Source organism: Chryseobacterium limigenitum (genome assembly GCF_900114875.1).
Classification (GTDB): Bacteria; Bacteroidota; Bacteroidia; order Flavobacteriales; family Weeksellaceae; genus Chryseobacterium; species Chryseobacterium limigenitum.
Window position 1 is genome coordinate 55933 of the sequence record NZ_FPKW01000008.1, and the last position, 25912, is coordinate 81844.

24 protein-coding genes are annotated in these 25912 nt (G+C 34.3%); 14 read left to right on the forward strand and 10 right to left on the reverse strand.

The genetic code is table 11. From position 1 onward, the window contains the following. Positions 1-35: 35 nt before the first annotated feature. The 5 genes from BT156_RS11445 (at position 36) to BT156_RS11465 (ending at position 5539) form a co-directional block, all read left to right on the forward strand. Entirely contained in the window at positions 36-701 is a 666-nt protein-coding gene (locus BT156_RS11445) for a hypothetical protein (protein ID WP_072410207.1), read from the forward strand. Positions 702-716: 15 nt separating this feature from the next. Continuing rightward, positions 717-2786, forward strand: a complete 2070-nt coding sequence (locus BT156_RS11450) for a hypothetical protein (protein WP_072410208.1) — start codon at positions 717-719, stop codon at positions 2784-2786. A 3-nt stretch (positions 2787-2789) separates the two neighbouring features. Next, on the forward strand, positions 2790-4025 hold the full coding sequence (locus tag BT156_RS11455; protein WP_072410209.1) for a hypothetical protein: 1236 nt from the start codon (positions 2790-2792) through the stop codon (positions 4023-4025). Positions 4026-4064: 39 nt separating this feature from the next. Beyond that, positions 4065-4403: a DUF6122 family protein gene (locus tag BT156_RS11460; protein ID WP_072410210.1), complete on the forward strand. Its 339-nt coding sequence runs from the start codon at positions 4065-4067 to the stop codon at positions 4401-4403. 65 nt (positions 4404-4468) lie between these two features. Next, positions 4469-5539: a calcium:cation antiporter gene (locus BT156_RS11465; RefSeq protein ID WP_072410211.1), complete on the forward strand. Its 1071-nt coding sequence runs from the start codon at positions 4469-4471 to the stop codon at positions 5537-5539. Positions 5540-5542: 3 nt separating this feature from the next. Here BT156_RS11465 and BT156_RS11470 read toward each other — a convergent pair whose 3' ends face one another. Beyond that, the gene (locus BT156_RS11470; protein WP_072410212.1) at positions 5543-5923 is read right to left on the reverse strand and encodes a group III truncated hemoglobin; all 381 of its coding nucleotides are present in this window, start codon (positions 5921-5923) and stop codon (positions 5543-5545) included. Positions 5924-6109: 186 nt separating this feature from the next. Here BT156_RS11470 and BT156_RS11475 point away from each other — a divergent pair, with 186 nt between their 5' ends. The 5 genes from BT156_RS11475 (at position 6110) to BT156_RS11495 (ending at position 10491) form a co-directional block, all read left to right on the forward strand. Beyond that, positions 6110-7081 (forward strand): ion channel, encoded by a 972-nt coding sequence (locus BT156_RS11475; protein ID WP_072410213.1) that lies wholly within the window; start codon positions 6110-6112, stop codon positions 7079-7081. Then, the gene (locus BT156_RS11480; RefSeq protein WP_072410215.1) at positions 7082-7570 is read left to right on the forward strand and encodes a YkgJ family cysteine cluster protein; all 489 of its coding nucleotides are present in this window, start codon (positions 7082-7084) and stop codon (positions 7568-7570) included. A 119-nt stretch (positions 7571-7689) separates the two neighbouring features. After that, positions 7690-8016: a hypothetical protein gene (locus BT156_RS11485; RefSeq protein WP_072410217.1), complete on the forward strand. Its 327-nt coding sequence runs from the start codon at positions 7690-7692 to the stop codon at positions 8014-8016. Positions 8017-8124: 108 nt separating this feature from the next. Continuing rightward, a complete protein-coding gene (locus BT156_RS11490; protein WP_072410219.1) occupies positions 8125-8865 on the forward strand; it encodes a LytTR family DNA-binding domain-containing protein in 741 nt (246 codons plus the stop codon). 105 nt (positions 8866-8970) lie between these two features. Beyond that, positions 8971-10491 (forward strand): amidohydrolase family protein, encoded by a 1521-nt coding sequence (locus tag BT156_RS11495; protein WP_072410221.1) that lies wholly within the window; start codon positions 8971-8973, stop codon positions 10489-10491. A gap of 149 nt (positions 10492-10640) precedes the next feature. On the opposite strand, the gene gdhA is transcribed toward BT156_RS11495, so the two are convergent. The 3 genes from gdhA to BT156_RS11510 all read right to left on the reverse strand — a co-directional run bounded on the left by gdhA (position 10641) and on the right by BT156_RS11510 (position 14104). Beyond that, entirely contained in the window at positions 10641-11999 is a 1359-nt protein-coding gene (gdhA, locus tag BT156_RS11500; protein WP_072410391.1) for an NADP-specific glutamate dehydrogenase, read from the reverse strand. A gap of 190 nt (positions 12000-12189) precedes the next feature. After that, a complete protein-coding gene (gene dprA, locus BT156_RS11505) occupies positions 12190-13299 on the reverse strand; it encodes a DNA-processing protein DprA (protein ID WP_072410223.1) in 1110 nt (369 codons plus the stop codon). A gap of 37 nt (positions 13300-13336) precedes the next feature. Beyond that, on the reverse strand, positions 13337-14104 hold the full coding sequence (locus tag BT156_RS11510; protein WP_072410225.1) for a rhomboid family intramembrane serine protease: 768 nt from the start codon (positions 14102-14104) through the stop codon (positions 13337-13339). 267 nt (positions 14105-14371) lie between these two features. Between BT156_RS11510 and BT156_RS11515 the strand changes: the two genes are divergently transcribed. After that, the gene (locus BT156_RS11515; RefSeq protein WP_072410226.1) at positions 14372-15298 is read left to right on the forward strand and encodes a DUF3078 domain-containing protein; all 927 of its coding nucleotides are present in this window, start codon (positions 14372-14374) and stop codon (positions 15296-15298) included. A gap of 230 nt (positions 15299-15528) precedes the next feature. Beyond that, complete coding sequence (locus BT156_RS11520; RefSeq protein ID WP_072410228.1) at positions 15529-16452, forward strand: DUF3078 domain-containing protein; 924 nt, start codon at positions 15529-15531, stop codon at positions 16450-16452. A 119-nt stretch (positions 16453-16571) separates the two neighbouring features. On the opposite strand, the gene sufD is transcribed toward BT156_RS11520, so the two are convergent. The 4 genes from sufD to BT156_RS11540 all read right to left on the reverse strand — a co-directional run bounded on the left by sufD (position 16572) and on the right by BT156_RS11540 (position 20752). Next, the gene (gene sufD / locus BT156_RS11525; RefSeq protein WP_072410392.1) at positions 16572-17879 is read right to left on the reverse strand and encodes a Fe-S cluster assembly protein SufD; all 1308 of its coding nucleotides are present in this window, start codon (positions 17877-17879) and stop codon (positions 16572-16574) included. Between the two features lie 119 nt (positions 17880-17998). Then, positions 17999-18742: a Fe-S cluster assembly ATPase SufC gene (gene sufC, locus BT156_RS11530; protein ID WP_072410231.1), complete on the reverse strand. Its 744-nt coding sequence runs from the start codon at positions 18740-18742 to the stop codon at positions 17999-18001. Between the two features lie 149 nt (positions 18743-18891). After that, entirely contained in the window at positions 18892-20340 is a 1449-nt protein-coding gene (sufB, locus tag BT156_RS11535) for a Fe-S cluster assembly protein SufB (RefSeq protein WP_072410233.1), read from the reverse strand. Positions 20341-20422: 82 nt separating this feature from the next. Next, positions 20423-20752, reverse strand: coding sequence for a HesB/IscA family protein (locus BT156_RS11540; protein WP_072410235.1), 330 nt, complete (start codon positions 20750-20752; stop codon positions 20423-20425). Positions 20753-20966: 214 nt separating this feature from the next. Here BT156_RS11540 and BT156_RS11545 point away from each other — a divergent pair, with 214 nt between their 5' ends. Further along, positions 20967-21905: a GLPGLI family protein gene (locus BT156_RS11545; protein WP_072410237.1), complete on the forward strand. Its 939-nt coding sequence runs from the start codon at positions 20967-20969 to the stop codon at positions 21903-21905. A gap of 8 nt (positions 21906-21913) precedes the next feature. Next, entirely contained in the window at positions 21914-22786 is an 873-nt protein-coding gene (locus BT156_RS11550; RefSeq protein ID WP_072410239.1) for a GLPGLI family protein, read from the forward strand. Between the two features lie 52 nt (positions 22787-22838). Here BT156_RS11550 and ypfJ read toward each other — a convergent pair whose 3' ends face one another. Further along, on the reverse strand, positions 22839-23699 hold the full coding sequence (ypfJ, locus tag BT156_RS11555) for a KPN_02809 family neutral zinc metallopeptidase (protein ID WP_072410241.1): 861 nt from the start codon (positions 23697-23699) through the stop codon (positions 22839-22841). Between the two features lie 102 nt (positions 23700-23801). Further along, the gene (locus BT156_RS11560) at positions 23802-25880 is read right to left on the reverse strand and encodes an LTA synthase family protein (RefSeq protein WP_072410243.1); all 2079 of its coding nucleotides are present in this window, start codon (positions 25878-25880) and stop codon (positions 23802-23804) included. Between the last annotated feature and the right edge of the window lie 32 nt (positions 25881-25912).

Consider the following 25912-nt stretch of genomic DNA (forward strand, 5'->3'; position numbering starts at 1 on the left):
AGAATTAAGTAGTTTTGCTTTTTAAAAACTAAGTCATGAAAATTATTCTCAGGCGGTTGATGCTTTTTCTTCCATTATTATTGTTAACAAGCTGTTTCGATATCATCGATAAAGTTAATGTAAAAACTGATGGAACAGGAGAGTATACCGTTATCCTCAACGCAAGTAAAAGCAAAACCAGACTTGCTTCTATCTCTAAAATGGAAACAATAAACGGCAAAAAAGTTCCAAAAAAGCCTAAAATTGAAAGTAAAATCAATGAAGCTTCAAGGATTTTTAAAGCTACTCCGGGAATCAGCAATGTAAAAACAAGTGTTGATTTTGATAATTATATCATTAAACTAAGCTGTAATTTCAAGAAAATTGAAAATATCAACGCCGGATTAGAACAATTAAAGGCTAAAAATATTCTTGGGAAAATGATTCCTACACAGATTTACAGTCAAAATTTGGGGAAATCATTTACGAGAAACAAGATCAATACATTTAAAACAGATTACGACAAGATGAGTACGGCAGATAAAGAGGTCTTTAATAATGCCAAATATACGTCTGTCTTGCAGTTCGAAAACGCAATAAAATCTCAAACCAATTCTTCTTATTTGCTTTCGTCCAATAAAAAGGCGTTGAAACTTGAAGCCAATGTTTTAGATTTTATTCTTCAAAAGAAACAAATACAAAATACGATCCTTTTCCAATAATTTCAAATTTAAACCATGAAATCTATTTTAAAAAAAACACAACAAATTACGCTCTTACTTTTCGGTTTCGTACTGGCTTTTGCACAACAAAAGATGAAAATTCCCAATGATGCCGCATTTTACATGGAAATCAACGGAAAACAGCTTAATAAGAAAATAAACTGGGACAAATTCAACCCTTTTTTAAAGGAAATTACCCAGAAAAAGAATAAAAAAGACAAAGACAATAAAGATAAACCGTCTTGGAACGATTTCTCTAAAACAGGGATTAAATACGACGCAACGCAATATCATTACGGAACTTTCAATGATTCCGTGCAATCATATACTGCTCATTTTATCTTGGATAATAAAGAGAAGTTTCTTGAATTCATTAATTCAACCAAGAAAAAAGGATTGGAAATTTCTAAGAAAAACAAATATTCTTACGTAGATATCGATGATGATATTTTCGTTGCGTGGAATGGCGATCGTGCTGTTTTAAGCGTTATCAATTACAATAAACCTCACAAAGATGATTGGGCCGATGAAGTTGTTGTAGACAGCGCAATGGCGGTGGTTGACAGTGCTGCGGCCGTTGTAGACAGCGCATACGCAGAAGAACCCGAAAAGCCTTTTGATTATAAGGAAGAAATTCAATATTTGAAGGAGGATATTCAGTCTTTAAAAGAAAATATAAAGGAGAATAATACGGAAATTGCGAAAATTCAGAAAGACATCAAGTATCTTGAAAAACATCATGAATATCCAAAAGAAAAGAAAGGTGCAACGGACACACAATATTCTGAAAATGAAGCTGAAGTAGCTAGCCCTCCGGAAAATGAAGAGGATATGGAAAATGAAGAATATGCAGTAGATTCCGACTATCAAAAAGAGATGGATTCTATACGAATTGAGAAATTCAAAGTGGTGAAAAAGCTTGCGGAAGATTCATTTGATAAGTATTTTAATTCAAATTTAGAACTTGAAGTTCCTTCGCAAATGCTGGCTTTCCGTGATGCAAATTCTGATGTTTTTGTGTACACAGACTACGGAAAGATCGTTAATGAAGGGATTTACGGGAGAACGATGAAGCGTTTGGAGTTTACTCAGTTTCTTCAGAAAGCTTACAATTCAAACTCTTCATACAATCTGTATTTTGACAAAGACAAAGTAAAACTGGTCAACAATTATCAGCATAAAGACGCCAACGTTCAGAAAAGTGTTGCTGATGTTTACAAAGGCAAAAAGAATAAGAAACTGACCGCGTTAATTAATGATAAAAGTATTGGTTATTACGCTGTTAACATCAATGGAGCTAAGAGTTTTGATATGATTTACAGTCTGTTCAAAGATCTTGGAGACGCAGAATATCAGAAAGAAGTTGAGCTGATGATGGAAACCATGAAAATTGTTCTGGATGAAGAAGCCATTGCCAAAATAGCACCAGGAAACGGAATTTTTGTTTTAAATGAACTGAAATCTAAAAAAGTAGACTACACAGATTACGATTACGACGAAGATTACAACGAAAAAGAAGTAAAGAAAACAAAAGATATTATGGTTCCTAATTTCGTTTTTGCCTTTGCAACAGAAAATGAAGGCTATTGGAATCGCGTCTTTAATTTATTAATAACGAATAAAAATACAGCGAAAAACTTCACGAAAAACGGAGAGTTTTATAGTTTTAAAGACAAAAAAGACAGCGGATATCTTGATCAATTGTTCTTTACCGTAAAAGACGGAATTGTATATCTTACCACCTCAACGGATAATATTATCCCGAAAGATCAGTCTGAAATATCTAAAAAATGGGCAAAAGAATCTGCTAAATATCCTTTATCAGGAAGACTGAATATCCAGAAACTTTTGGTAGGAATGGAAAAAGAATTCAAAAGTACTTCCGAGAAAAAAACGCTGGATTTATTAAGAAAAAATATTGGCGAAGTATATTATAAAACTGAAGTGAAGGGCGAAAGCATAGAAACCGAAATGGATTATAATATTAAAGATTTGTCTGAAAACAGTTTGATGTATTTCTTCGATTTGTTCGATGATATTTATAAAATCATGGAAGAGCCTGAAAAAACATTGAAAACATTATAATCAATGAATAAGAAGAAGTTTATTGTTCCGTTAGTTCTTTTGCTCGGTATTGCTGTTTATTTTGTGTTTTATCATAAAGACAAAACATTGAAATTTGTCCCAAAAAATGCCGATGCCATCGTTTTAATTGATGTAAAAAAACTGACGAGACAATATATTTCCAACTTTATAGTAAATCCTTCAGAATGGTTTGGGGGCAGAAATAAAAGTGAAACCAAAATTTCATTACAAGATTCGGGGATGAAAATCCCCGATTTTTTGCAAATTTTCCACATCAAAAGTTCCAAATTCTCGGATTGGTATTCTGTGATTGAGCTTAAAGATCCGCAGAAATTTTTAAAATTTCTAAAACAGGAGAGTTTTATAAACAACGGGGGAAATATCTTTCAAAAAGGTCAGATTTATATTAAGATTGAAGGGGACAAATGTATTTTTGGAACTTCTAATTTAGCTTTTGGAAATATAGATCAGCAACTTTCTCAATCTTCAGAAAAAGATAATTTTAATTCGGATAGCTTTATTCATGATACTTTAGGAAGTATTTCCTTTATTTCCGGTGATAGAACCCGGAATTTTTCGATTGAATTGAATGCTGATGATATTGAAATTAAAAATGAATCAAATTCGGAAGAATTTACATCAATTATCTCTAAACTAGAGCAAAAAACTTCCTTTTTAGACATGGAATTGGATGCTCAAAATATTAAAAAATACGCTCAATTCTTCAATAAAAGCATTGCCGATTCTTCGCAAATTAATTATGTAAAATCAACTGCAGAACTCGAGCAGGTGAATGATACTATTGTAAGTTACGGCTATGATGATGACTTTAATGAAGTTGAAAAAAAGAGCTTCCAGAAAATTATTCAGCCTAATTACGTGATTGCTCTTCAAAGTTTGGCTCCGGAAAAAGCTTGGCAATATTTTCAAGATAAAAAATGGGTCAATGCGCAAAATCAATTCACGATTATCCCTTTTCAGCCTAATTCGATTGTGAAGAATAAAACCGGATTTGAAATAAAATCAACCAGAAAACCACTGCAATCATCTTCAAATTTAAAAGAAAACTATATTTTTGTCAAAAATAATCCTTTACTTTTATCATCTTTCAATCCTTTAAATTCAACAGAGAAAAAGATAATTTCTAATTTAGACTATATTTTTTACGGGAATAAAGGTCAGGATTATTATATAAAACTTAAAATTAAGAAAGGCGATTTACCTTTGATTTTAAGATAATAAATATGATTTCCTCGATCCTAAAATGATTAATTATTAATGAGTTCTTCTGAAATTTTTTTATTAAAAACATGTACGCATTACTTTTTACATCTGATTTTTCCGGTGTTCATTGCGTTAATTTTTTTTCGTAAAAACTGGAAAAAGGGTTATTTTATTCTATTGGCTACCATGCTTGTTGATCTGGATCATTTATTCGCCAATCCGATTTTTGATCCCAACAGGGGAAGTGTAGGTTTTCATTTTTTACATTCTTATTATGCTGTTTCGGTGTATTTTTTGATGCTTTTTTTTAAAGGAAATATCAGGATTATTGGCATCGGACTTTTGCTTCATATGTTGACGGATCTTCAGGACTTCTACCTCTGGCCTCATTAAAATAAGATTAATATTTTCTTTTGATATTTGAATTTCAATAGATTTTTTGTATTTTGTAGACACTTATGAAATTAAAAGAATTTTTACATTATACGTATATTTTTCCTGTTCTGGCGGTCATTTATTACTTTTCCGGATTAATGGGAGGCGGAGTTATTTATGATGTAATTGCCGGCCTTTTGCTTACCGGGAGCGTTTTATCGGCAGTACATCATGCAGAAGTGGTTGCTCATAAAGTAGGGGAGCCCTTCGGAACCATTATTCTGGCACTTTGTATCACCATTATTGAGGTTGCATTGATTATTTCGCTGATGGTGGCAGGCGGAGATGATGCGATGACACTGGCCAGAGATACCGTTTTTGCTGCGGTAATGATTATTTTGAACGGTATTTTAGGAATCTGTATTTTAATAGGAGGAGTGAAATATTATGAACAGTATTTTGCAAGAACTTCTGCGACAACTTACTTGGTAAGTATCGTTTCTATTTTGATATTAACCTTGGTACTTCCTAATTTTACATCAAGCGTCAACGGACCGTTCTATAATAAAGCTCAATTAATCTTCGTTTCTATTGCCTGTTTGGTTATTTATGGAGTCTTTCTAATGGTTCAGACCGTAAGACATAGAAACTATTTTATTATTACGGATGAAGATTCTGACTCGCATTATATTCCAACGAAAATGGCTACAACCATCAGTTTTGCTTTCCTTGTTGTCTGTCTTGTGATTGTTGTCTTAATGGCAAAAGGGCTTTCAGGAACCATTGAAGATATGGTGCGAAGCGTGGGAGCTCCAAAGTCTTTGGTTGGAGTTATTATTGCGGCTGTGGTTTTGCTTCCGGAAGGTGTTGCAGCGATAAGAGCTGCGAGAAGTAACCAGATACAGTCGAGCTTGAATTTGGCGTTAGGATCTGCTTTAGCAAGTATTGGATTAACGATCCCGGCAGTGTCTGTGGTCTGTATTATGTATGATATTCCTTTCGTATTGGGATTGGATAAAAAGGATATTATTTTGCTGTCTTTATCGGTGTTTATTGTAATGCTTTCTTTAAGCCGAGGAAAAACAAATATTCTTTACGGAACGGTGTTGCTGGTGAATTTAGCCGCTTATATTTTTACGGTAATTGTTCCTTAGTAATTAAAGCTTTCTGGCCATTTCCATCTTGTAGGCCATTAATTTGGCGATGTTTTCAGACTTATAAATAGCCATATCAGCATTTTCACCAACGAAATTTTCTTCAATGGTCTGTTTCCATAATTCAAGCCATTGGTCGAAATGCTTCCTTTCCATTGCTTCCATTTCATTGATGGGGAAGTGTACGGCCATAGGATTGCCTTTATAAGTCATTTGCCCGAAAAGGATAGTTTCCCAAAACGAATACATCTTCGGTAAGTGTTTATCCCAGTCTACTTTGGCAACATCATTAAAGAAAAAGCTAATCGTTTCATCTTTAACGACTTTAGCATAGAATGAATTTACAAGATGCTCAATGTCTTCTCTTGATTCCAGTTTTTTCATACTTCAAATTTAGTTTAAAATCAATTTAAAAATTCAATCGCAGGATTGATAAATTTCATGAAAACAATATTTTATCTTTGCGTATTGGTTTGATTTTTTAAATTAAATAAAAATAACGCTGTGATGCTAAGCGGAGTTGAAGCATCTAGGATCAAACCAATTAAAAAACAAAAATGATTTAAAAAAATGGCAAGAGGATTTAGACAAAAAATTCGACAGAAAAACACTGAAAATAGTGGTTTTGGGAGCAGCGCTTCCGGAAGATTCATTAATAAGGACGGGCTTCCGAATGTTCAGAAAAAAGGAGTGAATGTCTTCAATAAATTAAGCTGGTATCATACGATGCTCAATTTATCGACATTTCGGTTTCTGACATATCTTATTGTTGCGTATATTTTGATCAATATCATTTTTGCGATGATCTATTTTTTGATTGGAGTAGAGCATCTTACCGGAATTGATAAAAGCGATCCATTAAATGAATTTATTGATGTGTTTTTCTTCAGTTCACAGACTTTTACTACTGTTGGATATGGAAGAATTGCTCCGGTTGGTTTTACAGCGAGTCTTGTAGCGACTTTTGAAGCTTTTTTGGGATTGCTTACCTTTGCCATTGCAACAGGTTTATTTTACGGTAGATTTTCGAGACCGAGAGCTTATTTGAGATTTTCTGACATCACGGTAATTGCTCCCTTTCAGGATAAGACTGCTTTGATGTTTAGATTGGCGCCGTATAAAAATAATGCATTAACGGATGCCGAAGTTATTTTGTCAACGGCAATTGAAGTGATTGAGGATGGTGTGGCGAAGAATAATTTTTACAGATTAGATACTCAATTAGGTAAGATCAATACCTTGGCGCTCAATTGGACGGTTGTGCATAAAATAGACGAAAACTCACCATTTTATGGTTTCTCTGAAGATGATTTTAAAAATATTAATATTGAAATTATCGTTCATGTGCGTGCATTTGATGAAGTGTTTTCAAATACGGTGGTTCAGCGATCTTCGTATGTTTCGAGAGAAATTGTTTATGGAGCGAAATTTACCACAATGTATTATCCAAGCAAAGAAAATCTGACGACCGTTTTAGATTTGGATAAAATTAATGAATATCAAAAAGTAGATCTTCCCATTTTAGAGGAAGAGCAATTATAAATGAACTTAGAATTTTACAAGAAACAGGCTTTACTGAAACAGAAAGAGCATAAAAAATTTCTGGACGGATTAAAGAAAAAACCGCCCAAGAATCTCGATTATGTTGTTCAGGAAACCCATGAAGAAGTTTTTGAAAAGATAGATTGTCTGCAATGTGCTAACTGCTGCAAAACTACAGGACCTTTATACACGGAAAAAGATATTGAAAGAATTTCAAAACATCTTCGTATGAAATCTGCTGATTTCGAAGCTAAATTCCTGCGTGTAGATGAAGATGATGATAAAGTTTTACAAAATCTGCCATGTTTTTTTCTGAATGGTGATAATACATGTTCAATTTATGATGTTCGACCTAAAGCCTGTAGAGAATATCCCCACACAGATCGTAAAAAGATTTATCAGATCAATGATTTAATGATGAAAAATACCGTAATCTGTCCCGCTGCCTTTGAGTTTGTGGAAAGAATTATGAAAAATTTAGAGAAATAATTTATAATCCCAATTCGTCTTAAAGAGTTATAAAGTACGTTAAATAAAGGTTTTAGATATAATATTAATGAAAAGTGGGTCGTTTTAAAAATATTAAACAACCATTTAAAATTTATATTATGAAAAAGTTAATTTTAACAGCAGCGTTCACATTAGTCGGAGTAATCGCTGTATCGGCTCAAACGGTAACTCAAAAGCCGGCGGAGACTAATAATCAAACGTCAGCTCAGGCTCAAGGATCTTGGAACTCAGGTGCTGCTGCACAAGGAGCGACAGCAACGACACCAAGCACAACAACAGCAACGACAACAATAGATGGTGCCGCAACTACGGCAACTACAGCAGATGCGACAGCAACGGTAACAGCTGATACAAGCATAGAGGCTACGAAGTCGGCAGACGCAACAAAAGAAGAGAAAAAATCTAAAAAGAAAAAGGCAAAGTAGAGAATAGTCTCTTGTAATCAATGAAAATCCTGGAATGTTATGTTTCAGGATTTTTTTGTAATTATGTGTAAATAATTAATAACTAAATAATAGCCATTTTCTTATTGCATGAAAAAACTAAACCCGTCGATTAAGCATCATTTACTAATAGGAATCTTCCTCAGTATCTGGCTTTTTATCTTTGCTTTTTTTATAAGGCCATTTGACGATGGAACGCTAAGTTTTAAAGTATGGATTCTTATCAGTGTTGGATTTAGCTTCATTGCATTTCTATGTTATGGCGTACTTGCTTTGCTTCAAAAAAAGCTTTATCATAAACGCTCAAAATGGAATGTTGGACTTGAGATTACAAGCCTTATTTTCTTTCAATTCCTTTTTTGTGTGTTTACTTTTTGTTTCTACAAAAGTCCGGTATTACATGGAGGATATGCTTTTTTTACATTTTTTAAGATGATAATTCTTAAATCGGCTTTGATATCTACACCTATAATAATTTTGGCAAGAATATATGCTGTTACATTAATTCCTGCAAAAGATGATAATATTATTATTAGAGGAGATAATAAGTTGGATATTTTAAAAATAAGAAAAGATGATTTGATCTGTGTTTCAAATTCGCAAAATTATGTTGAGATCTTCTTTATAGATGGTAGCGAGCTAAAAACGAAACTCATCCGAAGTACGCTTAAAAAAATTCAGAATGATTTTGATTTTTTAATCCAAATTCATCGTTCACACTTAATAAATCCATCACATTTTAAGGCCTGGAAAAATCAAGATACCATTTCTCTTACTCAAATTGAACTTCCTGTCTCTAAAAATTATAGAGAGCATTTATTGACTTTGTAATTTTTCTGTACCTAAAACGGCGTATTTCGTACCTAATCCCCATTTTTACATAGTTTTAGTGAGTTTTTGTATTTATTTTGTTTTTCAAATTAAACGAGATAATTTATGAAAAAACGATGGATCAAGAGAATTTTGTATTCAGTTATGGCATTATTAAGTATTCTTATCTGTACTTTTATTTGGGCTGATCATGAATTAAATAAAGTCATGGGAAAGTCTACTAAGAATATTGATATTTCTTCAATTATTAAACCATCTAAAATACTTCAGATAAGAAATGTAAACGTTCTGTCAGAAGATTGCAGTCATTTTATTAAAAATCAAAATGTACTGATTAAAGATGGCGTGATTATTCAATTAAGTGAAAATCTAACTATAAATAAAGATGCTGCTATTATTGACGGCAAAGATCAATATCTGATTCCGGGTTTGGTAGACAGCCATGTCCATTTAAAAGAAAGTAAAAATGATCTGTTTTTATATTTGGCGAATGGCGTTACTTATATCAGAGAAATGGCGGGACAACCTGTTGTTTTAGAATGGCGAAAATCAATTCAAAGAAATGGTCTAGGTCCGCGAATGTTTATTGCTTCTCCACCAATATATAGTGAGAGCGGATTGATGGGTTATTATTATGGCTGGACAAGAAAATCTATCAACTATTCAAATAAAAAAGATGCTAAAATAGCAATTAAAAAAATTCACAAACAAGGCTATGACGCTATTAAAATGTATGGTTTTGTGAATCCGGAAATGGTTAAAACAACCAATGAGATTGCTAAAGAAAATAATATTCCGGTGATTGGCCATATACCTTTAGTTAATTTAGAAACCTTTTATAGTTCAGGCCAAAAAGAAATAGCTCATATCGAAGAGCTCACCGTTAAAATTATTGATGAGTTTGGAAAGCCAATTTCTAAAAATTCCAAAGAATATCTTGCATTTTTAAAAATACGTTCAGTTCAGATTGCTAAAAAATTAAAAGAGAATAATATAAGTGTTACTTCAACGGTTGGGTTGTGTGAAAGTTTTGTAGGGCAAAGATTTAATTTAAAATCTAAACTTAAAGAAGTAGAATTAAAATATGTCAATCCCAAAATTATTGAAGGAACTCCGCTTTATAAGATGGGTTGGTTGCCCGGTAAAAACGGATATGAATATGATGGAAAAGATGAACTCGGAGCAAGAAGATCGTCGTTAATTTTTTGGAAAACCTATGTAGAAGCCATACATATCATGACAAAGGTTTTGGTAGACCATAAAGTTCCCATTATGGCTGGAACAGATGCTAATGTACCCGTTTCCGTCCCCGGGTTTTCTCTTCATAATGAGTTGGAATCTTTATCTAAATCCGGAATGAGCAACTCACAAGCTATATATTCTGCAACGGTTGCGCCGGGCAATTGGATGAAAAGTAAGACAGGAAAAATAAAAGTGGGGTACTATTCAGATTTAGTATTACTTAGAAAGAATCCGTTAGAAGATATTAAGAATACAAAGACTATTGAATATGTATTTTTTAATAAATATGCCATAAACAAAAACCAAATCAAAACTATTTTGAAAGCTATAGAAGATGCTAATAAAGAAAACAGAAGCATTAAAATTGATGAATACTTACAATGAAAAAATATATTTGTCAATCAGATAAAAATAAAAAAAGCGTTGAAATAAATCAACGCTTTCTCCTTTCACTTTTTACTTTTTTCCCATTTATAACCCCGAGAACAGGCTGTATCAAAAAAGGTCGGGAAATTTTCCCGACCTTTATATTTTTATACTACTCCTTGAGCCAACATTGCTTCTGCAACTTTCACGAAGCCGGCGATATTTGCGCCTTTTACGTAGTTTACATAGCCGTCTTCCTCTTTTCCGTAGTCTCTACAAGCTTTATGAATTCCGATCATAATTTCTTTCAGTCTAGCGTCAACTTCCTCAGAAGTCCAGTTTAGACGGATAGAGTTTTGAGTCATTTCTAATCCTGAAGTAGCTACACCACCCGCGTTAGACGCTTTGCCAGGAGAGAATAATACTTTATTGTCTAAGAAATAGTTGATCGCATCTAGTGTAGAAGGCATGTTTGCAGCTTCAGTTACACAAAGACATCCGTTTTCAACCAATAATTTAGCATCTTCTAAGTCTAACTCGTTTTGAGTTGCAGAAGGGATGGCAACATCACACTTCACTTCCCAAGGACGTTTTCCGGCAAAGAACTGTGCAGAAGGATATTTTTTAGCATAATCCTCAGCTCTGTTGTTTCCTGAATTTCTAAGCTCTAATAGATAATCGATTTTTTCTCCATCGATTCCGTCTTTATCATAAATGTAGCCATCTGGTCCGGAAATAGTTACTACTTTTCCTCCTAGTTCAGATATTTTTTTGATAACTCCCCAAGCCACGTTTCCGAAACCTGAAACACTTACCGTTTTATCTTTGAAAGTTTGACCGATCGTTTTAAGCATCTGCTCAGCGAAGTATACAACACCGTAACCTGTAGCTTCAGGACGGATCAATGAACCACCGTAAGCAAGCCCCTTACCTGTAAGAACTCCCGTAAACTCGTTTCTGATTTTTTTGTACTGTCCGAATAAATATCCGATCTCTCTTGCTCCAACTCCGATATCTCCTGCAGGAACGTCAGTTTCAGGACCGATATGTTTACATAATTCTGTCATGAAAGCCTGGCAAAAACGCATAACTTCCATATCAGATTTTCCTTGTGGATCGAAGTCTGAACCTCCTTTACCACCTCCCATCGGAAGAGTAGTTAATGAGTTTTTGAATACTTGTTCGAAAGCTAAGAATTTAAGAACTGACAAGTTTACCGTAGGATGGAAACGGATTCCTCCTTTGTATGGCCCGATCGCAGAGTTCATCTGAATTCTGAAACCTCTGTTTACCTGGATTTCTCCTTTATCGTCAACCCATGGAACTCTGAAAATAATGATTCTTTCAGCTTCCGCCATTCTTTCTAGAAGTTTCATTCCCGTATATTCCTTCTTGGTCATAATAAACGGAATTACAGTCACAGCAACTTCTTTTACAGCTTGTAAAAATTCTGGCTCGTTAGGGTTTTTTGCCTCTATTTTTGCAATAAACTCCTGAATTTTCTGGTCAATATTATATTGTTCCATATAGTAAGGTTGAATATTATTGTCAACAAATTTAATTTTTTTTTCGAAATTCACAATACCTTATTTGATAATTGCTGAAAATTTAATAATAACGGGGTGAAATATTATTAAATCCATAATTTAGGTTTAAATATTGTTGAAAATTAAATGTTATGTATGAAATAATGCAATATTAAGAAATAGTTAAATCTCAAATTGCTGCAAATTGTCTCCCGGAATACGATTTCACTTTCCCCAAAAGCTCTAATTCTAAAATTACAGGCAAAATTTTATGTGAAGGCAACGATATTTTCTGAGCAAGATCATCCAAACTTATTTGTGGATTTTTAATAATAGAATTATAGATTAGTGTTTGATTTTCAGTTAATTGAATGTTTTCTTCACTGCGTGGAAATAATTCCTCGTTTTTATAAAACGACTTATTAAAATCTAATGAATTAATAAGATCTTTAATCGTTGAAATAGCACTCGCTTTGTGCTGAAAAATCAGATGATTGCATCCCTGACTGTATTTGTCGGTGATTTTCCCGGGAAGGGCAAAAACTTCTCGGTTGTAATTATTGGCAAATGTTGCGGTGCTTATTGATCCTCCTCCAAAAGCAGTTTCTACAACTATTGTTGCTGGAGAAATTCCGGCAACGACTCTGTTTCTTTGGATGAAATTTTCTCTGTCCGGTTTTCTTGAAGAATTGAATTCTGTAAATAAAGCGCCATTATTTTCAATAATTTTTTCAGATAGTTTTCTGTTTTTAGCAGGATACAAAAGATGAAATCCATGCGCCAAAACCGCAACTGTAGCTATTTGATTTTGAATAGATTGCTCATGAACTTCTTTGTCGACTCCCAACGCCAAGCCACTCACGGAAATGTAATTGTTCGATCTTGTTTCTTCAAAAAAATCCTGTATAAATTGTTTGCCGTAAAGCGACATGTTTCTTGTTCCTACAACACTCACTGTTTCTAAGGAATCATCAAAGTTTCCTTTTTGATAAAGAATAGCCGGAGCATCATCACATTCATTCAATAATCGTGGGAGTTGATTGAGATGTCTTAATCTTATCTTAATTTTATTGTTTTCGCAAAATTTCAGTTCATTTTCTGCAAATTCCAAATAAGCAGGGTTTCCAATTTCTGAAACTGTTTTTCTGCCAATGCCGTCTACTTTATTATATTCTTTTTTTGCATTTTCCCAAACGTTTTTCGCGGTTCCAAATGCCCGGACGAGCTTGAGAAAATTAATATCACCAATAAGATTACATTCGCGTAAAGCAATGGAGTAGAGTTGTTCTTCAGAATACATTTGTGTTGTTTTATCTCGCAAATGTAAAAAAATAGTTTTATTTTTTTCTTAATTCATCCAAATGATCCCAAATATCACCTCTTTTTTTATAAGGTAATTCTAAGAAATCATCGGGATGGTTTTCTTTGTATTCCTGCCAAAGTTTATCGTCTTTTTCGCTGTAATAATTAGGAAATTCCCAAATGTATTTTTTCTTTTTCTCACCCACTTTTTTAAAAGCAAAAGCAATGATACTTCCTACAACCGCGCCGGAAAGATGTGCCTGCCAAGAAATTTTGCTTGGTTCCTGCAGATTGTAGAACATTTCTTCAGGAAACATTCCCCAGATTAAACTTCCATAATATAAAACGACTAATAAAGAGATTGTCAAAAGTTTCATCTCCCATTTAAAAACACCGCTGAAAAAAAGGAAAAAAGCCAAAACATACACCACACCGCTTGCTCCAATGGTACATGTATAAATATATTCGCCCGTAACGATATCAACCGGAGGCAACAGCCAAACCAATAAACCTGTGGCCAGCCAGCCTAAAATAAAGACTTTATTGGCAACTAAAGGATAGAATTGATATAAAAGAAACATCAGCACTGCCATAGGAATTGAGTTTCCTATGATATGATCCAGGTTTCCGTGTAAAAGGGGAGAGGTGATGATTCCTAATAAACCTTCCGGTAATAAAGGAATGATCGCTCCAAAGCAACTTTCAAAAAAGCCCTGCATCTGTAAAAAGTAGCCGAACCACATTGCTGCAAGCATTAGCAAAGGGGTTACGACAGCTCTTTTGGAAATTACATTTTTAAACATGGGTATTTTATGTCAAATGAAAAGCCAATGATAAATTTCGGAAAATTTGGCGATGATTTTATTGATTCTCAATTATTTTAAGACAAAACGCTATGATTTTAATCAGTTTTAAAATTTAAACATTTTTTTTTGTCACTGAAATTTACAAACTGGCTTAGTTTTAGTATGTTAATGCTGAAAAAATACGGTGTTGAGAAGATTCATGCTGGGACAGGCTTGTTTCAATCATGATTATATTGATATTTTTGTAAATGAAAATCTTAAAGAATGAAGAAGTTTTTATTGATTCTTTCCGGTTCTGTTGGATTATATGCAAAAGCTCAGGAAGAATTAAAGAAAGATACGATTGTAGCAGATACAGTAAAGCACTGGTCTGTTTTAGGTAAAAATTCATTGATGTTTAATCAGGCTGCCTTTTCAAACTGGGTCGGCGGTGGAGCTAACAATGTTGGTTGGCTTGCCGGAACTGATTACAACATTACATATGAAAAAGGCAAAGATCTCTGGGAAAATATTATTGTTTTAAATTACGGACAAAATAATACCCAAGGTATCGGAACTAGAAAGACTCAGGATGTTATTAATGTTTCTACCAATTATGGAAGGCAGTTTTCAAAAAGCTGGTATCTGTCTGGTGGTGCGAGTTTACTTACCCAATTTGCAGCTGGATATGAGGATGGAAATAACCCTGAAGCAAAGAAAATATCCAATTTTATGGCTCCCGGATATCTAAACTTTGGTTTGGGTATAACATATAGGCCAAATGATAATCTTACCGTTACACTGCGTCCTGCCAATGCGAGATGGACTTTGGTCCTGGATAAAGAGCTTCAGCTTGCAGGAAATTATGGTTTGAAACAAGACGGAGATTCCTCTTTATTACAGTTCGGTTTTCTTGGGACAGCTTTGTATAAAGTGAAATTGATGGATAACGTGAGCCTTACAAATACAGCTTCCGTATTCTCAAATTATCTGGATCATCCAGATAGATTAGTTCTTGCTTATGGAGCCGTTCTGAATTTAAAGGTGAATAAATTTTTATCTTCAAATATAACTGTAGACGTTCTGTACGATCATAATCAGATTCAAAAAACGCAATTGAAGCAGACGTTAGGAATTGGTCTTGCTTACACTCTTAATAATGGTGTAAAAAAATCTAGCAGGATAGACAGCCAATGGTGGCTTAAAAAATAAAATACTGGAAATGGTAGATCTAAAGCAATTCAGAAATGGATTGCTTTTTTAATTTTAAATACATTTTATTTTTAAGTAGCTTTAAGTTTGGGCTTTAAGATTTGCATTAAACCAGATTTAACGTTCAGACAAATAAAGTGTTATGTGGTGAATAGTTATGTCAAAAATAAGTGATTTGTTTTTTAACAAAAATTATATTTATACTTTTGTGTTAATAAAATTATTCAACTATGAAAAAAGGTTTATTATTAATTTCCATTTCTCTTGGAATAAGCGCGGTTGCACAAGAAACAAAAGCTGATGCGCCAGTGGTGGATACTACAAAAGCATGGTCTATTCAGGGGCAAAATACTTTAATGCTGAATCAGGCTGCCTTTTCAAATTGGGTAGGCGGAGGAGCCAATAACGTTGGCTGGCTTGCCGGAGTTAATTATAACATGACCTACGAAAAAGGCAAAGATCTTTGGGAAAACATCGTAATTCTTGGCTATGGACAGAATAATACGAAAGGTGTCGGCACAAGAAAAACACAGGACGTTATTAATCTTTCAACAAACTACGGAAGAGAATTTAGAAAGAACTGGTATCTTTCCGGAGGTGCGAGCTTACAGACTCAGTTTGCGGGAGGTTATGAAGATGGAAACAATCCGGATGCTAAGAAAATATCCAATTTTATGGCTCCGGGATATGTGAATATTGGAGCTGGTGTAACGTACCGTCCTAATGATAATTTTACGATGACGCTTCGTCCTGCCAATGCAAGATGGACTTTCGTATTGGATAAAGACTTACAATATGCCGGAAGTTATGGTTTAAAAAATGACGGAGATTCTTCACTTTTCCAGTTCGGATTCTTGGGAACAGCAATTTATAAAGTGAAACTGATGGAAAATATTAATCTTACAAACACAGCTTCGGTATTTTCAAATTATCTGGATCATCCTGAAAGATTAGTTCTTGCTTACGGCGCTGTTCTGAATATGAAAATTAATAAGTTTATCTCATCAAATATTACATTGGATTTAATGTACGATCATAATCAGATTCAAAAAACGCAGCTAAAGCAGACTTTAGGCGTTGGTTTTGCATATAATATTGATAACGGCAGAAAACGTTCTGATAAAAAAGATAATCAATCTTGGATGAAGAAATAAATAGGTGAATGGTAAATTTTGCTTCGCAAGTGAATTGTCCATGTAAAAGCAATAAAATCAGCCACTTTAAATAAAAAAAGCACTTCAAATTGAAGTGCTTTTTTATGATCAATTTATTTTTAGAACTCTATGTCTACGTTTAGTTTCTCTGCCAAAAGCTTTGAAACTTTCTCTTTAAGAGGTTCAATATCGATATTCTGCATCGCATCATTTGCAAACGCATATAACAATAAAGCCTGCGCTTCTTTTTTAGAAATACCTCTTGCTCTTAGATAAAATAATGCATCCTCATTCAATTGTCCAACCGTACAGCCGTGAGAACACTTCACATCGTCTGCGAAAATCTCCAACTGAGGTTTTGTATCAATTGTAGCTCCTTCGTTTAACAAAACATTGTTATTTTGCTGATAAGCATTCGTTTTCTGAGCGATCTTATCAACGAAAACCTTTCCGTTAAATACGCCGTGCGCATTATCTTTGAAAATACCTTTGTAATTCTGGTAACTTTCACAGTTGGGTGTCTTATGATGAACCGCCGTGTGGTGGTCTACCAATTGGTCTTTCCCAATAATTGTGATTCCGTTCATGAATGAATTAATGTTTGATCCATTATGAATAAAATCCAGGTTATTTCTAACCAATTTACCTCCGAAAGTGAACGTGTTAACTGTTGTTAAACTGTCTTTTTCCTGCTTTGCGAAAGTACTGTCAACAAGATAAGACGTATCATTATCGTTTTGAAGTTTGTGCCAATCTGCTTTTGCATTTGGATACGTGAAAATCTCCGTTACAGAATTTGTTAATACAAATGTATCATCAAAATTGTGGTGACTTTCGATAATTTCCACTTTTGCTCCATCTTCTACGATCAACAAATTTCTTGTGTTGTAGAAAGTGTTTTCTTCTTGATTTTGAGAGATATAGAAAACATGGATTGGTTTTTCAATCACTACATTTTTCGGAACTTTCAGAAAGAAACCGTATTTGCAATATGCAAGATTTAAATCTGTAAAAGCCGAATTTCCGTCAGCAATTGTATTAAAATATTTCTCAAAAACTTCTTTGTGGTTCTCGTCATTCAAAGCGTAATTAAATGATAAGAATTCTACATTTTCGATAGAAACTTTAGATAATTCTTTATGAAGTTTACCGTTTACAAAAACGATCCAGTCAAAATTTTCTTCCCCTAAATGCAGTTCGTCGAATTGCTCTTTGGTGATATTGTGACTTTCTTTCGGGAAAAAGTTATAGTTTTTCTCCGTGATCTCTTTGATGTTGGTATATTTATATTCTTCGTCTTTTTTGGTAGGAAAACCAATGCTTTCAAACTTTTGAAGAGCAGATTTTCTATCTTCATCCAGAAATCTGTGACGAAGACCTTCCAAAAATTCACCGTGGTTGTCAATAATTTGATCGTATAAAGCCATTACTGCGATTTCGGCCATCACACCTTTTTTATATATTTGAATATTGTAATAATACTGCGGTTTTTCCGCTTTGTTTTTTAGTTAAAATTGATAAAATCTTAACTGAAAACTTTTTCTTCTTAATTAAGAAGCCAATCGTAACCTTTCTCTTCAAGCTCTAAAGCCAGAGATTTGTCTCCTGTTTTGATGATCTTTCCGTCTGCTAAAACGTGTACAAAATCAGGTTGAATATAGTTAAGCAATCTTTGATAGTGAGTAATCAAAAGAACTGCATTTCCTTCGTTTTTGAATGTATTTACTCCATCTGCAACGATTCTCAACGCATCAATGTCTAATCCTGAATCTGTTTCATCAAGAATAGCCAATTTTGGGTTAAGCATCATCATCTGGAAGATTTCGTTTCTTTTCTTTTCACCTCCTGAAAAACCTTCATTTAATGATCTTGAAAGGAAATCTTTTTTAATTCCCAATTGCTCAGATTTCTCACGAATCATCGCTAACATTTCTTTTGCAGACATGTCTTCCAATCCGTTTGCTTTTCTGGTTTCGTTTAAAGCAGCTTTGATAAAGTTGGTTACAGAAACCCCGGGAATTTCCACAGGATATTGGAAAGAAAGGAAAATACCTTTGTGCGCTCTGTCTTCCGGAGCATCTTCAATGATGTCTTCTCCTTGAAAAAGAATTTCCCCGTCTGTAACTTCATACTCTTCTTTTCCTGCAATTACAGAAGAAAGAGTAGATTTTCCGGCTCCGTTTGGTCCCATGATCGCATGAACTTCACCCGGTTTTATTTCGAGATTGATACCTTTTAAAATTTCTGCGCCATCTGCAATTTTGGCGTGCAAGTTTTTTATATTTAACATACTTTTAAATTTATCGCAAGGCTAGACTAAGATTTTTTTAATCTCCTTTGCTAAACAAAGGCGCTAACGCTTATCAATGAAATACTATTTCTTTATTTTTTGTTTTAAACATTAAGAATTTATCAAATAAAAACTTAATACTTATATATCTATCCTACAGAACCCTCTAATGAAATTTCCAACAGTTTCTGCGCTTCAATAGCAAATTCCATTGGTAATTTATTTAAAACTTCTTTACTGAATCCGTTGACGATCAAAGCAATTGCTCTTTCAGTATCAATACCTCTTTGGTTACAGTAGAAAATCTGATCTTCACCGATTTTTGAAGTCGTTGCCTCGTGCTCTAACTGAGCCGTAGGATCTTTAATTTCAATATAAGGGAAGGTATGTGCACCACATTCGTTACCCATTAGCAAAGAGTCACATTGAGAGAAATTTCTTGCTCCTTTTGCAGAAGGCATTACTTTTACCAAACCTCTGTATGAATTCTGAGATTTTCCTGCAGAGATTCCTTTAGAAATGATCGTTGATCTGGTATTTTTACCAATGTGGATCATTTTTGTTCCTGTATCTGCATATTGGTGATTGTTAGTCACAGCAATAGAGTAGAACTCACCAATTGAGTTATCACCTTTCAAGATACAAGACGGATATTTCCAAGTTACAGCAGAACCGGTTTCAACCTGAGTCCAAGAGATTTTTGCATTTCTTTCGCAAAGTCCTCTTTTCGTTACAAAATTGAAAACACCTCCTTTTCCTTCTTCATTTCCCGGATACCAGTTTTGAACGGTTGAATATTTAATTTCAGCACCATCCATTGCAATAAGTTCTACAACAGCGGCGTGAAGCTGGTTTTCGTCTCTTGATGGTGCTGTACAGCCTTCAAGGTAAGAAACATAACTTCCTTCATCAGCGATAACGATCGTTCTTTCAAACTGACCTGTTCCTGCCTGATTGATACGGAAATAAGTCGAAAGTTCCATAGGACATCTTACGCCTTTTGGAATATAGCAGAAACTTCCGTCAGAAAATACTGCAGAATTTAATGCTGCATAAAAATTATCTCCTCTAGGAACTACTTTACCAAGATATTTCTTAACAAGATCCGGGTGATTTTTGATCGCCTCAGAAATTGAACAGAAAATAATTCCTTTTTCCATTAACGTGTCCTGAAAGGTCGTTTTAACAGAAACTGAATCTATTACGATATCTACAGCAACTCCTGAAAGTCTTTTTTGTTCTTCAATATTGATTCCTAATTTGGCAAAAGTTGCCAATAATTCCGGATCTACTTCATCTAAGCTTTCTAGTTCTGGCTTAGATTTAGGGGCTGCATAATATTTAATCGCCTGAAAATCAGGTTTTGTATATTTAATGTTTGCCCAATCAGGTTCTGTCATTTTCAGCCAGATTCTGAAAGATTCCAAACGCCATTCAGTCATCCATTCCGGCTCTTCTTTTTTAGCAGAGATGGCACGAACGATATCTTCATTTAAACCAATCGGGAAATCTTCATAATCGATCTTTGTTTCCCAACCGAATTCATATTTCTTATTTTCTAAATCGACTCTTAAGTCGTCTTCAGTGTATTTACTCATTTTAATAGATTTTAGATGTTAAAATGCAGATGTTAAAATTTCGCAATATGCTAACTTCTAACCTCTAGTTTCTAACTTCTAATTATAAAGAAAAACTCTCTCCACAACCACACGTTCTGGATGCATTAGGATTGTTGAAAACAAACCCCTTTCCGTTTAATCCTCCTGAATACTCAAGAATTGTTCCTGCTAAATAAAGGATAGCTTTTTTTTCAACAACAATTTTCACATCATTGTCTTCAAAAATTTGATCTGTGTCTGCTTTTTGATTGTCAAATCCCAAAACATACTCTAAACCAGAACATCCTCCACTTTTCACCCCTACTCTTATATAATCTTCAGCAGGGTTGAAGCCATCTTCCGTCATAAGTTGGATAGCTTTTGCCTTTGCTTGGTCTGATACTTTTATCATTGTATTTATTTAGAATGATTTAATCTTGCAAAAATACGAACTAATTTCCGCAATCTCAAATTGAAGATATCTATTTTAATGATTCTAATCTTATTAAGTTCATTATTGATATGATTGTTAATGTTAAAATTGTATAAATTTTCTATCCCCAATCGGGAAACTCTGTTTTTGATTTAACTTTGAATAGGATTTTTTATCTATAAAAGAAATAATAATGAAAAAGAAACTTTTTGTTTTTTTAGTGTTGTTTTTAGTAACAATGTCTTACGCACAGACTACAAGATACATTTATGAAACTTCGGTGAATCCGGATTCGATTAATCTGGTGAGTTTAAAGAACGAGAAAACATTTTTAGATATTAAAGGAAATCATTCTTTGTTTATCAGTGAAAATAAATTAATTAAAGATTCTTTATTCTCAACATTTAAACTTGACGAAAAACAAGATATTAAAAAAGGAGAAAAAGATTTTTCGAAGCTTGGTATAAAAAAACATCTTGAGCCTACTTTTTTTGAATATTACATTACTAAAGATATTCCCGGGCAAAAGGTTTATTATTATGATAGAGTAGTCGGGAAGCAAATTTATTATCAGGAAGACAGACCTTTAAAATGGGAGATAACTGATGTCACAGAGAAACAGAACGGATATCTGTCCCAAAAAGCAGTAGCCAATTTTGGAGGTAGAATCTGGACGGCATGGTTTACAAAAGACATTGCTATTTCTGACGGCCCCTACAAACTTTCGGGATTACCGGGACTGATTGTGAAGCTAGAAGATGATAAAGGCGATTATAAATTTGATCTTATTAAGAAAATTATCGTTAAAAATGCTTTTGAAGAACCCATTAGTTCTGATGCTAAGCTAAGCACAAGGGTAAACTTTAATGGAGATAAAGCCGCATTGGAGCTGGAATTTGTAAAAAACAAAAGGCTGGGTGGTAATGGAGAGGGGATGCAAGGTTTTAACGGCGGCGGAGGAAGACATGGCGCCGGAATGGGCGGTATGAGAGGCGGCAATCATTTAGGTGGTGGTGAAGGAATGTCTCACAGAGGAGGAATGGAGGGCAATAATCCATCGATGTCAAGCGCTAATACAGAAAATACTTCTTTTAAAAGCAGTATGAACCAAAACCCAATTGAATTAAAATAAAATTTAAAATGAAAAAAATAGGAATCATTGCTTTAGCACTGTTCATGCAGAACATCTATGCACAAGCCAACAGATTTGTGTATCAGGTGACCATGAAGCCAGATGCAGCAAATAAAAACGATATAAAGACCGAAAATGCATATCTGGATATCTCAGCAGAAAAATCTATGTTTTATTCTGAAAACAGACTGAAAAGAGATTCTATCATGCAGCAAAACTTTCAAAGCGGTGGTGCGAGAGGTTTTAACAGAGATCAAATGGAAGGGTTGCGTTCAAATATTAATTATTCAATAGAAAAAGATAAAATCAATCAAAAGACTTTTTTTAAAGACAGAATAGGCCGGGATAATTATTCTTACGAAGAAGATCGCCCCTTAACCTGGAAGATCCTTCCTGAAACCACAAAAATCGGAGAGTATAAAGTTCAAAAAGCTGAAACAGATTTCGGCGGCAGAAAATGGACGGCTTGGTTTACAACGGATCTGCCTTATCAGGATGGGCCGTACAAATTTACGGGACTTCCAGGGTTGATCGTAAAAGTGGAAGATGCTCAGGGAGAGTATTCTTTTGATTTAATGAAAAACTATAAAATTGCCGATTTCCCGACAATGAATCAGTTTGGGAATACCATTAAAGTAAAAAGAGCAGATTATTTAAAACAACAGGAAAAATACAGAACTGATCCAATGTCATTCATGAGCCAACAAGGCGGAGGGTTTTCTCAGACCAGAATTGGAGGTAGTGGTATTGCTTCACCAAGATCAGGTGGAGGCGGTGGAGGCCGTGGCGGAAATCAAAATCCTGCCGAAATGAGAAAGAGAATGGAAGACAGAATAAAAGAGGAAGCTAAAAACAACAGCAATCCGATAGAGTTGAAATAAAACAAAACCCTGAAGAGCTTCTTCAGGGTTTTTAATTTTTATAAGGATCAATTTATTTTAAAAGTTGATTGAAAGTATCACCTTGTCTGATATCTCCGGTAGTATAACCTTTCATAAACCATTCTTTACGCTGTGCAGATGAGCCGTGCGTAAAGCTTTCCTGATTCACATATCCCTGAGATCGTTTCTGAATGTTATCGTCTCCAACGGCCTGTGCAGCTTCAATGGCAGACTCAATATCGCCGGGTTCTAAAATATGCTCTCTAGAATCTGTTTTCTTAGCCCAAACTCCGGCATAGAAATCAGCCTGTAATTCGGTTGCAACAGAAACTCTGTTCATTTCGGTTTCAGAATATCTTCCGCTTCTTCTTAAGGCATCAACTTTTTGGGTGGTTCCTAAAAGCGTTTGCACGTGGTGACCAACTTCGTGTGCCAAAACGTAGGCAATTGTGAATTCGGTAACTTGGGCGCCAAATCTTTGCTGTAGTTCGTTAAAGAAACTCATATCCATGTAAACAGACTGATCTGCAGGACAATAAAAAGGTCCCATTGCAGATTGTGCAGTTCCGCATCCGGATTGAGTAGTTTCTGTAAAAAGAATGATCTTTGGAGGGGTATAAGTCATGCCATTTTCCTTGAAAACCTGATCCCATGTCAGGATATTCCATTTTCCCATCATATCTACCATTTCTCCAATTTTCTTGTCATTGGCACTTAATTCTCGTTGCTCGGTCTGAGTTTGTGGGGAAGACATGCTGCCAGAGCTTAATATACTTGAAGGATCTCCTCCCAGAAAGAAGATGATAGCGGCAATAATTAAAGTTCCAAGTCCGCCGCCTACAATTGCACCGCCACTTCCACCGCCTCCGCGACGGTCTTCAACGTTGCCACCTCTATCGTCTGTCCATTTCATAATGTGTTTAATTTTGTTCGTAAAGTTAAAAATATAAAATTAATATTAACATTAAATATTTACATGAAAAATTATCAATAAAAATATTTTCTGTAAGCAAAATTAACGATTCAACTGATTGTTTTTTAACCAATAAGAAGTAGACTGATACGCGGAAATTGTTTCATCAACAAGCTTTTGATTATGATCTTTTAAAATATTCTCGTCATAATAAATATTGAATTGAGGAGATAATTTACCAGGTTTCTGTTTCAAAGAATATTGTCTGATAATTCTTACAGGCGAAATTATCGTTAAATGATCATCTTTCACAAATCCCAGATCCTGATATGTCGCAATATAAGCTTTAGGCTGAAATTCACTTTTTAAGACATCCTGACCTAAGAATTTAGATTGATAATTAAAATTCAATAGCCCAAAAACAGTCGGCATTACATCGATCTGAGACATCAGTTTATCAAATTTTTGAGGCTGAATAAATCCTTCAGAATAAACCATTGCCGGAATTTTATATTTATCCATAGGCAATTCCGTATCTCCTGCGCTGGAAGCACAATGATCGGCGATAATAACGAAGACTGTATTTTTATACCAATCTTGTTTTTTAGCCATTTCGAAGAACTTTCTGAGCGAATAGTCGGTATATTTTACTCCGCCTTCACGGGATTTTGCATTTCCCGGAATATCAATTCTTCCTTCAGGATAAGTAAACGGTCTGTGATTGGAAACCGTCATCCAGTGATTAAAAAACGGCTTTCCTGATTTTGATTCGGCATTCATCACCTGAATTGCTTTTTTAGCCATATCTTCATCGGCAACCCCCCAAACATTGGCAAAAGAAATTTCTTCGGGTTTAAAATTATCTCTGTCAACAATTCCATAACCATTTCCGGCAAAGAAATCCTGCATATTGTCGAAATAACTGTATCCGCCGTATAAAAACTTCACATCATACCCTTTAGATTTGAAAACACTTCCGGTCGTGAATTTATTCTTATTATTTTCTCTTTTAATGATACTTTCTCCGGCGGTTGGAGGAATACAAAGCGTCAATGCTTCCAAACCACGGACGGTTCTGTTTCCTGTAGCATAAAGATTGGTAAACATCATCGATTTATCAGCCAGACTATCCAAAAATGGAGTCAGTTTTTTTGTGTTTCCGTAATGTTCCATAAAATCAGCAGAAAGACTTTCAATGGAAATTAAGACAACGTTTTTCTTTAATTCAGGTTGTTCAGAGGTAATATTTCTTGTTAAAGCCGGAGTAGAAAATTCACTTAAGAAATTCTTTTCGGCTAATTTTTGATCTATTTTAGGATAAAACTGGAAATAATCAAGTTCATTATGAGTAAATGCCCAATAGAACTTAGGTAATCCATTAGCTTCAATTTCTTCTGCGAAGACATTTGGAGAGGTAATTTTCGTTGTAAAACTTAATCCGAATAAGCTTACTGCAACCAATAGAATGAAAGATCCTAATAAAATGAATTTCTGTTTCAAGTTCGGAAGATCCAGAAGCTCCTTTCTTGTTTTTTTATAAATGAAGAATGTGATTGCAAGCCCAACAGCAAATATAGATAGGAATAAAGGAACAACAGGGTAACTTTCCATGATGTTTCCGATAACTTCGTTGGTATAAATTAGGTAATCTACAGCGATGAAATTGTATCTCAAGCCAAATTCATTATAAAAGAAATATTCGCTTACCGCGTTGAAAATGATAATTACCGAATACAAAAACAATATGATGAAGTAAAGAACATTTCTGATCTGAATCCTTTTGCCCGGTAAGAAAAGCATTAATCCAAAGAAAAGTATTTTTAGACCAATAAAAGCAAGGGCAATCTCTGCAATTGAGCCTCCGTATTGTTTGAAAATATTGTTTGGAATTACGAGTATGTAAAGGAAAATAAGCACGAGTATTCCTAATATGATATGTCCGTATGGCTTGTCATACTTTGAATTGGACAGAAATAAAAAGTACAGTGCTAAGAAGACACTCGCAATGGTGAATACAAAGATGTCATTAATAATTCCGATCGATAGTACTTTAATTATCTCAAAAAATCCAAAACTTGCGGTTGTGATGGGATGAAATAAGAAGACGAGTCTTATAACTAATGAAACGATAAGGTAAAAAATACCTAAATATAAAAAAGGTTTAATTTTTTGGGTAATCATCTGGCTGAATTATAAGTTGATTTTTCGCAAAG

Coding starts and splice junctions, on each gene's coding strand:
- BT156_RS11465 (WP_072410211.1), top strand. CDS start 4,469: ATGAAATTAAAAGAATTTTTACATTATACGTATATTTTTCCTGTTCTG.
- BT156_RS11515 (WP_072410226.1), top strand. CDS start 14,372: ATGAAGAAGTTTTTATTGATTCTTTCCGGTTCTGTTGGATTATATGCA.
- sufB (WP_072410233.1), bottom strand. CDS start 20,340: ATGAGTAAATACACTGAAGACGACTTAAGAGTCGATTTAGAAAATAAG.
- sufC (WP_072410231.1), bottom strand. CDS start 18,742: ATGTTAAATATAAAAAACTTGCACGCCAAAATTGCAGATGGCGCAGAA.
- BT156_RS11480 (WP_072410215.1), top strand. CDS start 7,082: ATGAACTTAGAATTTTACAAGAAACAGGCTTTACTGAAACAGAAAGAG.
- BT156_RS11540 (WP_072410235.1), bottom strand. CDS start 20,752: ATGATAAAAGTATCAGACCAAGCAAAGGCAAAAGCTATCCAACTTATG.
- BT156_RS11560 (WP_072410243.1), bottom strand. CDS start 25,880: ATGATTACCCAAAAAATTAAACCTTTTTTATATTTAGGTATTTTTTAC.
- BT156_RS11445 (WP_072410207.1), top strand. CDS start 36: ATGAAAATTATTCTCAGGCGGTTGATGCTTTTTCTTCCATTATTATTG.
- dprA (WP_072410223.1), bottom strand. CDS start 13,299: ATGTATTCTGAAGAACAACTCTACTCCATTGCTTTACGCGAATGTAAT.
- BT156_RS11520 (WP_072410228.1), top strand. CDS start 15,529: ATGAAAAAAGGTTTATTATTAATTTCCATTTCTCTTGGAATAAGCGCG.
- BT156_RS11485 (WP_072410217.1), top strand. CDS start 7,690: ATGAAAAAGTTAATTTTAACAGCAGCGTTCACATTAGTCGGAGTAATC.
- BT156_RS11450 (WP_072410208.1), top strand. CDS start 717: ATGAAATCTATTTTAAAAAAAACACAACAAATTACGCTCTTACTTTTC.
- BT156_RS11550 (WP_072410239.1), top strand. CDS start 21,914: ATGAAAAAAATAGGAATCATTGCTTTAGCACTGTTCATGCAGAACATC.
- gdhA (WP_072410391.1), bottom strand. CDS start 11,999: ATGGAACAATATAATATTGACCAGAAAATTCAGGAGTTTATTGCAAAA.
- ypfJ (WP_072410241.1), bottom strand. CDS start 23,699: ATGAAATGGACAGACGATAGAGGTGGCAACGTTGAAGACCGTCGCGGA.
- BT156_RS11490 (WP_072410219.1), top strand. CDS start 8,125: ATGAAAAAACTAAACCCGTCGATTAAGCATCATTTACTAATAGGAATC.
- BT156_RS11495 (WP_072410221.1), top strand. CDS start 8,971: ATGAAAAAACGATGGATCAAGAGAATTTTGTATTCAGTTATGGCATTA.
- BT156_RS11460 (WP_072410210.1), top strand. CDS start 4,065: ATGAGTTCTTCTGAAATTTTTTTATTAAAAACATGTACGCATTACTTT.
- sufD (WP_072410392.1), bottom strand. CDS start 17,879: ATGGCTTTATACGATCAAATTATTGACAACCACGGTGAATTTTTGGAA.
- BT156_RS11470 (WP_072410212.1), bottom strand. CDS start 5,923: ATGAAAAAACTGGAATCAAGAGAAGACATTGAGCATCTTGTAAATTCA.
- BT156_RS11545 (WP_072410237.1), top strand. CDS start 20,967: ATGAAAAAGAAACTTTTTGTTTTTTTAGTGTTGTTTTTAGTAACAATG.
- BT156_RS11475 (WP_072410213.1), top strand. CDS start 6,110: ATGGCAAGAGGATTTAGACAAAAAATTCGACAGAAAAACACTGAAAAT.
- BT156_RS11455 (WP_072410209.1), top strand. CDS start 2,790: ATGAATAAGAAGAAGTTTATTGTTCCGTTAGTTCTTTTGCTCGGTATT.
- BT156_RS11510 (WP_072410225.1), bottom strand. CDS start 14,104: ATGTTTAAAAATGTAATTTCCAAAAGAGCTGTCGTAACCCCTTTGCTA.